The following is a 14,546-nucleotide window of genomic DNA, read 5'->3' on the forward strand; positions in this document are numbered from 1 at the left end:
AAGTCCTCGATATTCCCTTCCCGGCTCGTGCCGGCTTACCGCCACAGCGCGCTGACCGGCGTGTTCCAATCGTAGTGATAGAGAATCTGGGCCTGCAGCAGTTCTGCCGTAGCCAGTGAGTCGACCAGGGCGTGATGGCCGGTATAAGCGGGAAGATGGTAGCGCTGGCGACTCTCGTGGAGGCGAATCGAGGCCATGGGCCGCCCCGCCCAGCGCCGCAGCCTGGCCCACCAGGGCTGGCGATGGATCCGCGCTTCCAGTGACATGGTGTCGATCATCGGCATCAGCAGACCATCGCCCAGACGCTCGCGAATCGCGGCATCCAGGAAAGTCCGCTCCAACTGACGATAGTGCACCACGGCCAGCCGACCGGCGAGCACCGTCAGCAGCTCGTCGATGATCGATGCAAAATCAGGAGCATCCGCCACTTCTGCATGGGTGATGTGATGAAAGGCGACCGATTCATCGCTCAACTGGCGCCGGGGCGACAGCACCCAGTAGCGGCCGTCCGCGGGGCGGATTCGCGACAGGGTGAACGGCATCACGCCGACGCTGACGATGTCGTGGCGGTTGCCGTCCAGGCCGGTGGTCTCGAAATCCATGGCCACCAGCGGCGCCTCGCCGATCGGCATGTCGGGGTCCAGCGTACCCTGCGCGAAGAAGCTGGCCAGCCGCGGCACCTGGGTCTGTTGCGCGCGGGCTGCCATGTAGTCGGGCCAGTTCGGCCGAGTGCTTCCTTTCGAGCTCAGGCGCGGCATCAGCGACGACTCCGGGACGAGGCATTGCCGCCCGGCTGGGCAGCACCCTTCGACGCCCCCTGCCTGGACGGCATGGTGTAGCGAAAGGAGAGAAACTTCTGGGCGTTGCTGATCGCTTCGAAGGCATCCTTGAGATGGTGACGCTCACGGCTGTCGATGTTTTCGGGATCGATGCTGTTGTCGGGCTCGGCGCCCTGCTCGATCGCGTCGGCCTGATGGCGAATGCGCACCATCGACATGAATTCGAAGGCGTAGCGAAGGCGCTCGGTGACGCCGTCCGCCAACAGCTTCGTCTGGGCGATATCGTCGAGACGGGCGAAGCTGTTCTGGGCTTTCGAGCCGCAGGCCAGCGCATGGACGCGCACCAGATCCGTCAACGGCGCGGTGCCACGGCGCTTGAGATTGATCGACTTGCGGTGCTCGCCATCCTGCTCCATGACGAACTTGCGGAAGAAGCCCAGCGGCGGCGTCCGGTTCTTGGCGTTGCGCGCCAGCGCCGCGAGAAAGACAGGGCGCTGCGGCGCCAGTTCGGCGATCAGATCCTGCAGCGACTCGACCATGGGCGCCTCGCCATGCACCGGGGCCAGATCGAAGAAGATGGAGCTGTGCAGCAGCCGTTCGCCGTTGGGTTCGTCCATCCACTCGGTGAAATAGCGCTTCCAGACCGCCAGCGGCTGCCGCCAGCGCGGGTTGGTCGCCATCACGTCGCCCTTGCAATAGGCGTAACCGCAGGCGGCAAGGCCATCACAGACGAACTTGGCCAGGGCTTCGAAATAGGCTTCGTGCTGTGCCGGATCGTAGCTGTCGTCGAGCACCAGCGCGTTGTCCTGATCGGCGTTGATGGTCGGCTCTTCCCGCGCCATCGAGCCCAGCACCATGAAGCAGTAGGGAACCGGCGCCGGCCCCAGTTCGGCTTCCGCCAGCTCGAGCAGACGCTGTGTGAACGCCCGGCCGATCGTTGCCAGCGCCCGGCAGACCATCTCCGAATTGGCACCGTCGGCGACCATGCGCACGAACCCCGTGCGAACCTCGGGGGACAGTCTGGCGAGCTGTTCCGGCGTGTTCTGAACGAAGATGTTGTTGACCAGAAACAGGCTGCTGTGGGTCTCGTGACGCACGATATCGGAGAGATGCAGCACGCCGACCGGCTGGCGACGATGCAGCACCGGCAGATGGTGAACCTGGTTGCGCAGCATGCTCAGCATCGCTTCGTAGACCGATTCATCGGACTGGGTCACGATCAACTTCCGCGACATCACCTCGCCCACCGCCGTGTCGGGCGACTTGCCCTCCGCCAGCACGCGGGTGCAGAAATCGCGATCGGTGAGAATGCCGTTGAGCTGCCAGTATCGGCCGTCCCGCCCGGTGAACGTATAGGCGGACTGCGTCTCGGTGACATCCACCACCAGCACGCAGGTCGCGTTGGCGTCGCGCATCTGCTGCGCAGCCTGCTGCAGCGAAGTGCTGGCCTCGACCATTTCCGGCTGGCGCGTGATCAGCTTGCGCACTCGCGTGGTCATCAGGCCGCTGTCGTCGCGCTGCTGTTCGACCGTCACCTTGAGTCGCTGGCCGCCGGTCTCCACGAATTCGGAGAAGTCGTCGTCTTCCTCGCAGACCGCTTCGAACACATCGCCGGGGATGAAATAGATCAGCGTGTCCTCGATCGCGCTGACCGGATAGCGCACCCGGCGATTGCTGCGCAGCAGGTCCGCGTAACCGAAGATATCGCCCTCGCTCAGGCGATTGAACAACCGGCCACTGCGCTGATACATCTCGACCGCGCCGCTGCGGATGTACCACAGGGAGTCGATCGGCTGATCCTTGACCAGCAGCTCGCTGCCGGCCTGGAAGTAGCGAATCTCGACCTCGCCGGCAATGCGATCGAGCAACGCATCGGGAAGATTGTCGAACGGCGCGAACTGCGCCATATGGCTGCGGATATCCAACTGCTCAACGTTCATGCGCCCCTCCCCGTCGCGAAGGCTTATTGTCGAAGGGCCGGGAGATGGCGTCAACGACGGCTTGTCTGCTATCCGTTTGATCCGCCGGTAAAAACCGCCGTTGTCGCCATCGGCCTGAAGAGCACGAAGCGCCGGGTCAGTCACCCTCGCGCGCGAGTGCGCGCAGCCGATCGCTGGCGATTTCGAAGATTCCCTGGGTCGAGACGTCGGTCATGCCTCCGACATGCGGCGTCGCGATCACGTTCTGGGCGAATATCGGATCCGCGGGATCGGGCGGCTCTTCCCAGAACACGTCGAGCCCGGCGCCACCCAGCCGGCCCGAGCGCAGCGCCTGCAACAGCGCGTCCCGCTCAACCAGCCCGCCGCGCCCCAGGTTGATCAGAAAGCTGCCCGGCTTGAAGGTCGCCAGGGAGGCCGCATCGATCAGATGATGGGTTTGCGGCGTATCCGGCAGCGTCAAGACGACGAAATCCGCCCGCGCCAGCAGCGTCGGCAGCTCTTCCAGCGTGCCCAACCAGGCAAGCCCGTGGCGTTCGGCGACTGCGGGATCGGCGTGGCGCTTGATCCCCAGCAGGGTCATGTCGAAAGCGTGCAGTCGCCTGGCCAGCGCCTGGCCCAAACCGCCCAGCCCCACGATTCCCGCTGTCTTGCCCTTGAGCCCCATCCCGATCGGCCCGCCCAATTGGCGGTCGGCCAGAAACTCGGGAATTCGCTTCGCCTGTCGGGCCAGCCCCAGCATCATCCAGATGCCCAGCTCCGCCACGGAATCGGCGTTGCCCGAGATATCCGTCGGCACATTGGCGACCTCGATGCCCCGCGCCTCGGCCGCCTGCCGGTCCACGCCCTCCAGTCCGGCACCGATCTGCTGTATCAGCTTGAGGCGGTCGGCCGTCGCCAGCAGCGGCGCATCCACGCGGCTCATGGTCGGAATCAGCGCATCGAAACCCGCCAGGGTCTTCAACTCGTATCCGCCGGCCGCCACGAACTCGACATCGGGCAGGGCCTGCCGGAACTTGGCGAGAATGCCGCCCCAGGCATCCTCCTCGGCTGCAAATAGTACGCGCACGGGCACCCTCTCATCGTGAATCGGAGAAAAATACCATGCCGGGTAACGGGTTCGGAGTAAATGGCAGGGCCAGCGCTCGTCAGGCGCTATCGGCCTTCGACAACGGCGTGGGATGCTTGCCTTCGATCCAGCCGAGACTGCCGCTGTCGCTCAGCTGGAACCAGTCGAAACGAGCCGCCAATTCAACCACGCTGCCGATAACGATCAATGTCGGCGGCCGTGGCTGATACTGGTCGAGGTTCGAGGGCAAGCGCTGGAGCGTGCCCAGATGCACACGCTGATTGGCCGTCGTGCCCTGCTCGACCAGCGCCATCGGCGTGGCGGCATCGAGCCCGTGCGCCACCAGCCGCTCGCGAATGAGATCCAGCGCTCCCAGCCCCATGTAGAAGACCAGCGTCTGGCCGCCGCGGGCCAGTGCCGGCCAGTCGAGGTCGCAGCTGCCGTTCTTGAGATGACCGGTGACGAAGCTCACCGACTGGGCGTGATCGCGATGGGTCAACGGTATCCCGGCGTAGGCCGCGCAACCGGACGCCGCGGTGATCCCCGGTACCACGTCGAAATCGACGCCGGCTTCGACCAGCGTCTCGAGCTCTTCGCCACCGCGACCGAAGATGAACGGATCGCCCCCCTTCAAACGAACCACCCGGTTACCCGCTTTCGCCCAATCGACCAGCGCCTGATTGATCCCCTCCTGCGGCACGCTGTGCCGGGAGCGCGCCTTGCCGACATAGAAGCGTTTGGCCTCGGGATTAGCCAGCGCCAGGATTTCCTGACTGACCAGCCGATCGTGAATCAGCACATCCGCGCGCTGCAACTGCTTGAGCGCCTTCAGCGTCAGCAGTTCCGGATCGCCCGGCCCGGCGCCGACCAACGAGACATGTCCCCGCTGCCAGTGCGTGCCGGAAGGTGCCGCCGCGTCCTGAACGGTCACTCTCGGCGGTAGCCGGACGCTGCATAGCGCCGGATGCGACGGCACGAAAACGGCCACGCCTGCCTGGCGGGCCAGCGTCACCATTCGGCGATCGCGCTCGCCGTCACCACTGGCGACCAGCCATAGCTGACCGGCCGCGGGCACCGGTTCCGCGTCGTCCATCTTCCATCCTTGCGCCTGGCACAGGTGCGCCAAGGCCGGCATCGCCGAAGTGGCGTGCACGGTCACCGCCGGCACCAGCCCGGCGATACGATGCGCCAGTGTCAGCGCTTCGCTACCGCCACCGATGAGATGCACATCGAGACAGGCAGGGTCGTATTGAAGAGTGAGCGAGTCGGTCACGAGTCGGGCCGCTGGTCGGAAAGAAGAACGTGGCGCGCCGGGCTGAAGCGTATCCGGTCGAAGAACGCGCGACTGAAGCACAGGGCTGAAGCATAGCCGGCAACGCCACCCTGGTGGGCGGAGTGTAAGGCTTGGCATTCGCACGACGAAGTAACGGTTTTTTGTAGAGTTATAACCAAACGATCCCTCATAGCCAAATGGCATGAGGGATCGCCTGCGACGGAAATCAGTCGGCGTTGAAGCGAGTGACCCCGCCCATGTACGGCGCCAGCGCCGCGGGTACGTCGATGCCGCCGTCGGCGTTCTGATAGTTTTCCAGCACCGCCAGCAGACAGCGCCCCACCGCCAGGCCCGAGCCATTCAGGGTGTGTACCAGTTGCGGCTTCTTCTGATCCGGGCTGCGGAAACGCGCCTGCATCCGCCGCGCCTGGAAATCCTCGCAGTTGGAAACGGAGGATATCTCGCGATACGTCGCCTGGCTCGGCAACCAGACCTCGAGATCGTAGGTCTTGGTGGCACTGGCGCCCATGTCGCCGGTGCACAGCGTCACCACGCGATACGGCAGCTCCAGTGCCTGCAGAATCGCCTCGGCGTGGCTGCGCATCGCCTCCAGCGCCTCGTAGCTGGTCGCCGGGTCGACCACCTGCACCATCTCGACCTTGTCGAACTGGTGCTGGCGAATCATTCCGCGGGTGTCGCGACCGTAGGCGCCGGCCTCGCTGCGGAAGCACGGGGTATGGGCGGTCAACTTCAATGGCAACGAGGCGTGATCGAGAATCTCGTCGCGCACGAAATTGGTCAGCGGGACTTCGGCGGTCGGGATCAGGTAGTAGTCGCTGTCGGCGAGCTTGAAAAGATCCTCGCCGAACTTGGGCAACTGGCCGGTGCCCGTCAACGTCTCGGCATTGACCATGTAGGGCACGTAGCACTCTTCGTAGCCGTGATCCTGGGTCTGCTTGTCGAGCATGAACTGGATCAGCGCCCGGTGCAGGCGGGCGATCGGCCCGCGCATCACGGCGAAACGCGAGCCGGTCAGCTTGGTTGCCATCTCGAAATCGAGATAGCCGAACCGGGCCCCCAGGTCGACATGGTCGCGAACCTCGAAGTCGAATTCGCGTGGCGTTCCCCAGCGATGCAGCTCGACATTGTCGCCCTCGTCGGCTCCCTCGGGAACGTCTTCATGAGGCAGGTTGGGCAGCCCGGCCACCAGATCGTCCCAGGCCTGTTGCACTTCGCCCAGCTCGCGCTTGGCACGGTCGAGATCATCGCCAAGCTGACCCACTTCGGCGAGCAGCGGCTGGATGTCTTCCCCGGCGGCCTTCGCCTTGCCAATCGATTTGGAACGCACGTTACGCTCGTTCTGCAACTGCTCGGTCCGCGTCTGCAGCTCGCGACGCCGGGACTCGAGCGACTCGAGCTGTTCGGTATCGAGAGTGAAGCCCCGCAGGGCCAGGCGTTGGGCGACGAACTGCGGATCGCTACGCAACAGCTTCGGATCGAGCATGACTGAGTTCCGTTAGTTGAAAGCAGAGAATCTTGATCTGGATACGACCAAAAACGCGGCGCAACCCAATGAGAGTCACGACGCCCCGGCCGATTATTCTATGGTCAGCGAAGACCAGCAAAGGCCAGCGAAGAGCGCTCATTGTAAGGAAAACCCCACCCCGGCACCATGCACCACCGGGGATTCGTGTCACAGCGCTGTTTGGCGCGCTAAACTATCCGCCCTCGAGCGCTCCGGCGCCAAGAACCGATAACCTGCCGGATGGAATCCGTCCGGCGACGGCCGCCCGACCGGCCCGACGTGATGGCTTGATGCATGACGATGATTACACGCCTAGATCCGGCCAGTGCCGATCTCACCCTGCCCGAGCGCTATCGCCGGTTCCTCGCCGAGCTGGCCGATGCGGGTTTCCGGGGAGACATCGGCGACGATGCCGCCAACCGTACCGTGCTGGCGACGGACAACTCCATTTACCAGCGCCTGCCGATGGCGGTGCTCTATCCGCGCGACGCTGCCGATCTCGAACTGATCGCCCGCCTGCTCGGGCGCGAGGCGCACCGCGACATCGTGCTCGCCCCGCGCGGCGGCGGCACCGGCACCAACGGCCAATCGCTGACCGACGGGCTGGTAGTGGATGTCTCCCGTTACATGAACCGGATCCTCGAGATCGACGTCGAGAACCGCCGGGTGCGGGTTCAGGCCGGCGTGGTCAAGGATCAGTTGAACGCCGCGCTCAAGCCCCACGGGCTATTCTTTGCCCCGGAGCTTTCCACCTCCAACCGCGCCACGATCGGCGGCATGATCTCCACCGATGCCAGCGGCCAGGGCAGTTGCGAATACGGCAAGACGCGCAACCACGTGCTCGAGCTCGATGTCGTGCTGCCCGGCGGCGAGCGGCTCGAGAGTCGGCCGCTGGACGAGACAGCACTGGCGGCCGCCTGCGAGCGCGACGACCGGATCGGCGAGATCTACCGCGCGGTGAGCGACATAGCGGCCACCGAGCGGGAGCGCATCGCGGCGACCTTCCCGCCGCTCAACCGCTGTCTGACCGGCTACGACCTGGCGCACCTGACCGACGACCAGGGCCACTTCGATCTCAACAGCGTCTTGTGCGGCGCCGAAGGTTCGCTGGCGCTGCTCAACGAGGCGACGCTCAACGTGTTGCCACTGCCCAAACACTCGACCCTGGTCAACGTGCGCTATACCGGCTTCATGGACGCGCTGCGCGATGCCAAGACGCTGATGGCGGAAGGCAACCCGACCTCGATCGAAACCATCGACGACCGGGTACTGCAGCTGGCGATGGAAGATTTCGTCTGGGACAGCGTGGCGGAATTCTTCCCCGCCGTGGCCGATGACGCTGTGCCCGATAACGCCGTGGCCGATGACAATGGCGAGCGCGGGACGCCGATTCGCGGTATCAACCTGGTCGAGTTCAACGACGACGATCCGGCGCGGCTGGCCGAGCGCGTTCAGGCATTCGTCGAGCATCTCGGCTCAGATACCGGCGTCGAACGGCTCGGCTACACCCTGGCCGAGGGCCGCCCGCAGATCGCCCGGGTCTATGCCATGCGCAAGCGTGCGGTGGGCCTGCTCGGCAATGCCAAGGTCGATGCCAAGGGCGAGAAACGTCCGATCCCGTTCGTCGAGGACACCGCGGTGCCGCCGGAGCAATTAGCCGACTACATCGCCGAATTTCGCCAGCTGCTGGATGTCAGGGGGCTCGAATACGGCATGTTCGGCCACGTCGACGCCGGCGTGCTCCATGTGCGCCCCGCCATCGACATGAAGGATCCGGCGCAGGCGCGCCTGATTCGCGAGATTTCCGACGAGGTGGCGGCGCTGACCCAGCGCTACGGCGGGCTGCTGTGGGGTGAACACGGCAAGGGGGTGCGCTCCGAATATACGCCGCGCTTCTTCGGCGAGCTCTACCCCGCGCTGCAACGGGTGAAGGCCGCCTTCGACCCGCACAACCAGTTCAACCCGGGCAAGATCGCGACACCGCTGGCTGAAGGCGAGGCTGGCATCGTTGACGGACACGATCCGGGCCTGCTGGCGATCGATGGGGTAACGACACGCGGAGAGCTGGATCGTCAGATCGATGAGCGGGTCTGGCAGGAGAACGCCAGCGCCGTCTACTGCAACGGCAACGGCGCCTGCTACAACTACGACCCGGCCGATGCCATGTGTCCTTCCTGGAAGGCGACACGTGAGCGCATCCACTCCCCCAAGGGCCGCGCCAGCCTGATGCGCGAATGGCTGCGCCGCCAGGGCAACGCCGGTGTCGACGTGATCGAGGTGAGCCGAGCCCAACGTCGCGGCGGCCTCGGCGCCTGGCTCCTGGCCCAGCCCGGCAAGATCGGGCGGTCGATCGCCCGGCGGCGCGGCGAGGCCGACTTCTCGCACGAGGTTCACGACGCCATGGCCGGGTGTCTGGCGTGCAAGTCCTGCGCCGGCCAGTGTCCGATCAAGGTCGACGTGCCGGATTTCCGCTCGCGCTTCCTGGAGAGCTACCACAGCCGCTATGCGCGCCCGCTGCGCGATTATCTGATCGGCGGGCTCGAGTTCGTCGTGCCGCATCTTCAACCGGTGACGCCGCTCTACAACGCCCTGCTCGACAACCGCCTGGTCGACCGCTTCCTGGCGAAGGGTCTCGGCATCGTCGACAGCCCGAAACTCTCCCGCGCCAGTCTCGGGAAAACGCTCGCCGCCTGGGGCGTCGCCGAAGCCACCCCGCTGACGTTGGGGCGACTCACGGCGGCCCAGAAAAGCCGCAGCGTGGTGCTGGTGCAGGATGCCTTTACCAGCCACTTCGAGTCGCGACTGGTGATGGATGTGGTCGAGTTGCTGGCACGCCTGGATATCCGGATGTTCGTGGCGCCGTTCCAGCCCAACGGCAAGCCGCTGCACGTGCAGGGCTTCCTCGGTCGCTTCGAGCGAGTAGCGGCAAGGCAGGCGGCCAGGCTCCGGACGCTTTCCCGCTTCGGCGTACCGCTGGTGGGCATCGACCCGGCGATGACGCTCACCTACCGTCAGGAATACGTCAAGACGCTGGGGCCGCAGGCGGTGCCGGAGGTACTGCTGCTGCAGGAGTGGCTGCTGTCGCTGGGGCAATCGATTCTGCCGCGAGGCTGGCGCGACGAGGCGACCGGCACCGACCCCGGCTATCGCCTGATGAGCCACTGCACCGAGAAGACCAACGCGCCGGGCAGCCCCAAAGGCTGGCAGCAGCTGTTCGCGCACTTCGGGCTTCAGCTGGATCTGATCGCCACCGGCTGCTGCGGCATGTCCGGCACCTACGGGCACGAAGCGCGCAACCGCGACACCTCGGAAAAAATCTACGACCTCTCGTGGCGCGAACCGGTGGAAGATGACGCCAATGCCGGTCGTCTGCTCGCCACGGGCTACTCCTGTCGCAGCCAGGTCAAGCGGCTCTCCGATCAGGCACTGCCGCACCCGTTACAGGCGCTGTTGAAATGGATCAAGATCGCTGGCACGCCCACGTCTCCCTCATACTCATCGACCGCCAGCTTTCGTTAACAAGGAGCCGATCTCATGACCGAAGCGAAACACGTCGTTTGTCCGCACTGCCACGCCGTCAATCGGGTCGCTGGCGCTCGTCTGGCGGACGCTCCCAATTGCGGTCGCTGCCATAACGCCCTGTTCAGCGGCGAGCCGTTGACCCTGGATTCGGCCAATTTCGATCGTTTCGTGTCGCGTAGCGATCTGCCGATTCTGATCGACTTCTGGGCCGACTGGTGCGGCCCCTGCAAGGCGATGGCGCCAGGGTTCGCCCAAGCCGCCAGGGCGTTGTCGCCGAACGTCATCCTGGGCAAGCTGGATACCGAAGCCGCGACGGATATCGCCTCGCGATTCGGCATTCGCAGCATCCCGACGCTGATTCTGTTCCGTGGCGGGCAGGAGATCGCGCGTCAGGCCGGTGCCATGGGCTCCGCGGATATCGTCAACTGGACCCAGCGACAACTCGCCACACCCTGAAGTCTCCTTTGCCTTCGATCCGGCATTGCATCGTTGCAATGCCGCCGCTAGTCTGCGCGCCTTTTGTCACACCCTGGAGAGACTGCCATGGAAAACGCTGCCCTTGCCCTCACCGGCATCGGCCTGCTGGCGCTGGTCTGTCAATGGCTCGCCTGGCAGCTCCGGGTGCCGGCCATTCTGCCGCTGCTGATCGCCGGCATCGCCGCCGGCCCGGTGACCGGCATCCTCGATCCCGACGCGGTGCTGGGCGACCTGCTGTTCCCGCTGGTCTCCCTGGCGGTAGCGGTGATCCTGTTCGAGGGCGCATTGACGCTGGATTTCCGCGAGCTACGCGGCCATGGCCGCACGGTCAGCCGGCTGGTGACCTGGGGCGCGCTGATCACGGCGCTGATCGCCATCGCCGCCGCGCATCTGGTACTGGGTCTCTCCTGGGAGATGGCAAGCGTGCTGGGGGCGTTACTGGTGGTGACCGGGCCAACGGTGGTGCTACCGCTGCTGCAGACCCTACGCGCGCGGGAGCACGTCAGCCAGATCCTGCGCTGGGAAGGCATCCTGATCGATCCGATCGGGGCCATCGGCGCGGTGCTGGTCTACGAGTTCGTCGCCCTGGGGCTCTCCAACGGCGCGGCGGCGCACACGCTTTTGAGTTTCACCCAGACCGCAGTGATCGGCTTCGGCCTGGGCACGGCCGGCGGCTACCTGTGGGGCAGCGTGCTGCGTCACTACTGGCTGCCCCAGCGGCTGCACAGCTTCGGCACCCTGATGATCATGCTGACGCTGTTCACCGCGTCGAACCTGCTGTTCCACGAGTCCGGCCTGCTGACCGTCACCGTCATGGGCGTATGGATGGCGAACATGCGCGGCGTACCGACCCAGCCGATCCTGGAGTTCAAGGAGACGCTATCGATCCTGCTGATTTCGGGGCTGTTCATCCTGCTGGCCGCGCGCCTGAGCCTGGCTCAGCTGAGCCTGCTGTCGTGGGAAGCGTGGGCGTTTCTGGTCGTTCTGGTGTGGGTCGCGCGGCCGCTGGCAGTATGGCTGTGCACCTGGGGCAGCTCGCTCAACTGGCGGGAAAAGGCGCTGCTGGCCTGGCTCTCTCCCCGCGGGATCGTCGCGGCGGCTGTGGCGTCGCTGTTCGCGATTCGCCTCGAGACGCTGGAGGTTCCCGGTGCCGAGCTGCTGGTGCCGGTCACGTTTCTGGTGATCATCAGCACCGTCGTCGTCCAGAGCCTGTTTTCGCGCCCGCTGGCGAGGCTGCTGAAGGTGAACGCTCCTACCGCATCGGGATTCCTGATCATCGGCGCCAACCCCGTCTCGCGGGCATTCGGCAGCGCGCTTCAGGAAGCCGGTTTCGCGGTGCGGCTGTGCGATCACAACTGGGACGCCATCCAGGAAGCGCGGATGACCAATATCCCGACCTACTACGGCAACCCGCTGTCGGAGCACGCCGCCCAGCATCTGGGGCTGACCGGCATCGGCCACCTGCTGCCGCTGTCGCCCTACCGCGAGCTCAACAATCTGGCCGCGCTGCACTTCGAGCACGTCCTCGGCCACGGCAAGGTCTTCCGGCTGGCGGTGGAGTCCTCCCGTAATGCGCGGCGTCACCATCAACAGGCGCTGGCGCACCTGCCGCTGCTGTTCGACGGCAATACGACATTCACCCGCCTGTCGAGTCTGATCGGCCAGGGCGCCGTGGTTCGCCACGCCAATATCAGCGACAACTTCGATATCGACGATTATCGGCGTATTCATCACGATCGCCTGCTGACGCTGTTCACGCTCTCGACCAGTGGCCGGATCCGTATCGCCACGGCCGAAAAACCGCTCAACCCGAAGGCGGGCGATACGCTGATCAGCCTGATATTCCCGGATTCGCCCGAGTTCTGAATTTCGGGCTCTGAATTTCGGACTCTGAATTTCGGATTCTGGATTTGGGACTCTGGATCATGAGTTCCGACCGGGCCACATAACGACGAACCCCGCTTCCCGAGTCGACGATCGGGAAGCGGGGTTCGTACGTTGCCGCCGTGCGTTCGTTAGCCCGGCGCGGACGTGTGACGCGGTCCGGGCTAAAAGAACATTCGGCGAAGCGCGCTACCGGGTTCTTGCTCGCGCATGAAAGCCTCGCCGACCAGAAAGGCATTGACGTCGAATTCGCGCATGCGCTCGACATCATCCCGGCCATGAATGCCAGACTCGGTGACGACCGTCACGCCTTGGGGGATTCGCTTGAGCAGCTCGAAGGTCGTGTCCAGCGAAGTCTCGAACGTGCGCAGGTCGCGGTTGTTGATTCCCACCAGCGGCAGATCGAGCATCAGCGCCCGTTCGAGTTCGAAGATATCGTGCACCTCGACCAGCACGTCCATGCCCAGTGCCGTCGCCTGCTGGTAGAGATCCTTGAGCTGCTCGTCGCTCAGCGCCGCCACGATCAGCAGGATGCAGTCCGCGCCGATACCCCTGGCTTCCGCCACCTGGTAGCCGTCGATGATGAAGTCCTTGCGAATCACTGGCAGGTCGCAGGCGTTCCGGGCGGCGATCAGGTAATCCTCGTGCCCCTGGAAGTAGTCGGCGTCCGTCAGCACCGAAAGACAGCTGGCACCGGCCGCGGCGTAGTCGGCCGCAATCTCGGCGGGCTGGAAGTCTTCACGGATGACACCCTTGGAGGGCGACGCCTTCTTGATCTCGGCGATGACGGCAGGATCGCCGCCATCGATACAGGCATTGAGCGCCGAGACGAAGCCTCGCGGCGCGCCCTGCGCCGTTGCCCGCTCCAGCCAGGTCTGCTCGCTGGCGACCGCGCGGCGTTCGGCGATCTCCTCGCGCTTGCGTGCCAGGATCTTGGCCAGAATGGTAGGCAGTTCACTATCGGCGGCGTCGGTCATCATGGAGATTCCTGTTGAGCTGGTTCTGATTCAGCGAAGACGCTGTTTCGGCGAAGACGCCGGTTTTGTCGCGAGCGGTCAGTTGGCGAAGACCCGGGTGAAGTCGGAAAGCTCCTTGAGCTTTTCCAGCGGCAGCTTGGAGGCCTGGGCGTCCTGCGCCATCAGCACCCCCTCCTTGAGCGAATCCGCCACACCGGAAGCGAACAGCGCCGCCCCGGCGTTGAGCGCAACGATGTCGCCAGCCACACCCTTGCCGACCAGCGCCTCCTTGACCAGCTTGAGACTGTCTTCGGCGGTCACGACCTTCAGCGGATCGAGGGATTGACGCTCGATGCCCAGCTCCTCGGGCGTGATCGTGTATTCACGAATCTCGCCGTCGCGAAGCTCGGCCACCTGCGTCGGCGCCGCCACGGAGATTTCGTCCAGGCCATCCTCGGCATGAACCACCAGCACATGCCGGCTGCCCAGCTTGCGCAGCGACTCTGCCACCAGCGGCACGAGATACGGTGCATAGACGCCCAGCAACTGGTTGGGCGCCCCTGCCGGATTGGTCAGCGGGCCAAGGATATTGAAGACCGTGCGAACCCCCATATCCCTTCGCGGGCCGATGGCATGGCGCATCGCCTGGTGATGGCGCGGCGCGAACATGAATCCGACCCCGACCTGCTCGATGCAGCGCGCGATGGTCGCCGCGTCGAGATCGAGATAGATCCCCGCGACGTCGAACAGATCCGCACTCCCGGCGGAGGACGAGACGCCCCGATTGCCGTGCTTGGCGACGTGACCGCCGGCAGCCGCGACCACGAAGCTCGACGCCGTGGAGACGTTGAAAAGGTTGGCGCCATCGCCACCGGTGCCGACGATGTCGACGATGTTGTCGCAGTCGATCGATACCGGCTGCATCAGTTCGCGCATGACCTGCGCCGCCGCCGTGATCTCGTCGGCGGTCTCCCCCTTCATCGCCAGCCCGATCAAAAAGCCGCCGATCTGGGCCTCGGTCGCTTCACCCGTCATGATCGCCTTCATGACGGCGTGGGTATCTTCGTAACTGAGATCCTGACGGCGCATGACCGCACCAATGGCATCCCGCATTTGCATGTTGG

The 14,546-nt window shown here is 65.0% G+C and carries 10 protein-coding genes; 3 read left to right on the forward strand and 7 right to left on the reverse strand.

Annotated features, from left to right (window positions below):
* Positions 1-35 precede the first annotated feature (35 nt).
* From CCD76_RS02650 to serS, 5 genes are all read right to left on the reverse strand, one after another.
* Positions 36-758, reverse strand: coding sequence for a 3'-5' exonuclease (locus CCD76_RS02650; RefSeq protein ID WP_087717984.1), 723 nt, complete (start codon positions 756-758; stop codon positions 36-38).
* Complete coding sequence (locus CCD76_RS02655) at positions 758-2,719, reverse strand: DUF294 nucleotidyltransferase-like domain-containing protein (RefSeq protein WP_087717985.1); 1,962 nt, start codon at positions 2,717-2,719, stop codon at positions 758-760. The genes CCD76_RS02650 and CCD76_RS02655 overlap by 1 nt, the downstream gene beginning before the upstream one ends.
* A gap of 136 nt (positions 2,720-2,855) precedes the next feature.
* A complete protein-coding gene (locus tag CCD76_RS02660; RefSeq protein WP_087718124.1) occupies positions 2,856-3,785 on the reverse strand; it encodes a 2-hydroxyacid dehydrogenase in 930 nt (309 codons plus the stop codon).
* A gap of 79 nt (positions 3,786-3,864) precedes the next feature.
* A complete protein-coding gene (gene cobA / locus CCD76_RS02665) occupies positions 3,865-4,716 on the reverse strand; it encodes a uroporphyrinogen-III C-methyltransferase (RefSeq protein WP_256961073.1) in 852 nt (283 codons plus the stop codon).
* A 568-nt stretch (positions 4,717-5,284) separates the two neighbouring features.
* Positions 5,285-6,562, reverse strand: a complete 1,278-nt coding sequence (gene serS / locus CCD76_RS02670; protein ID WP_087717986.1) for a serine--tRNA ligase — start codon at positions 6,560-6,562, stop codon at positions 5,285-5,287.
* A gap of 321 nt (positions 6,563-6,883) precedes the next feature.
* Here serS and ydiJ point away from each other — a divergent pair, with 321 nt between their 5' ends.
* The 3 genes from ydiJ to CCD76_RS02685 all read left to right on the forward strand — a co-directional run bounded on the left by ydiJ (position 6,884) and on the right by CCD76_RS02685 (position 12,448).
* Positions 6,884-10,102 (forward strand): D-2-hydroxyglutarate dehydrogenase YdiJ, encoded by a 3,219-nt coding sequence (gene ydiJ / locus CCD76_RS02675; protein ID WP_087717987.1) that lies wholly within the window; start codon positions 6,884-6,886, stop codon positions 10,100-10,102.
* 15 nt (positions 10,103-10,117) lie between these two features.
* Positions 10,118-10,561, forward strand: coding sequence for a thioredoxin TrxC (trxC, locus tag CCD76_RS02680; protein WP_087717988.1), 444 nt, complete (start codon positions 10,118-10,120; stop codon positions 10,559-10,561).
* A gap of 87 nt (positions 10,562-10,648) precedes the next feature.
* A complete protein-coding gene (locus CCD76_RS02685; protein ID WP_087717989.1) occupies positions 10,649-12,448 on the forward strand; it encodes a cation:proton antiporter in 1,800 nt (599 codons plus the stop codon).
* A gap of 182 nt (positions 12,449-12,630) precedes the next feature.
* Here the strand turns inward: CCD76_RS02685 and trpC are convergent, their stop codons facing one another.
* Both trpC and trpD read right to left on the reverse strand, forming a co-directional pair.
* Complete coding sequence (trpC, locus tag CCD76_RS02690; RefSeq protein ID WP_373419394.1) at positions 12,631-13,446, reverse strand: indole-3-glycerol phosphate synthase TrpC; 816 nt, start codon at positions 13,444-13,446, stop codon at positions 12,631-12,633.
* Positions 13,447-13,521: 75 nt separating this feature from the next.
* Complete coding sequence (gene trpD / locus CCD76_RS02695; RefSeq protein ID WP_087717990.1) at positions 13,522-14,541, reverse strand: anthranilate phosphoribosyltransferase; 1,020 nt, start codon at positions 14,539-14,541, stop codon at positions 13,522-13,524.
* Positions 14,542-14,546 lie beyond the last annotated feature (5 nt).

Origin of the sequence: Salinicola salarius (assembly GCF_002179555.1) — a bacterium.
Taxonomy (GTDB): domain Bacteria; phylum Pseudomonadota; class Gammaproteobacteria; order Pseudomonadales; family Halomonadaceae; genus Salinicola; species Salinicola salarius_A.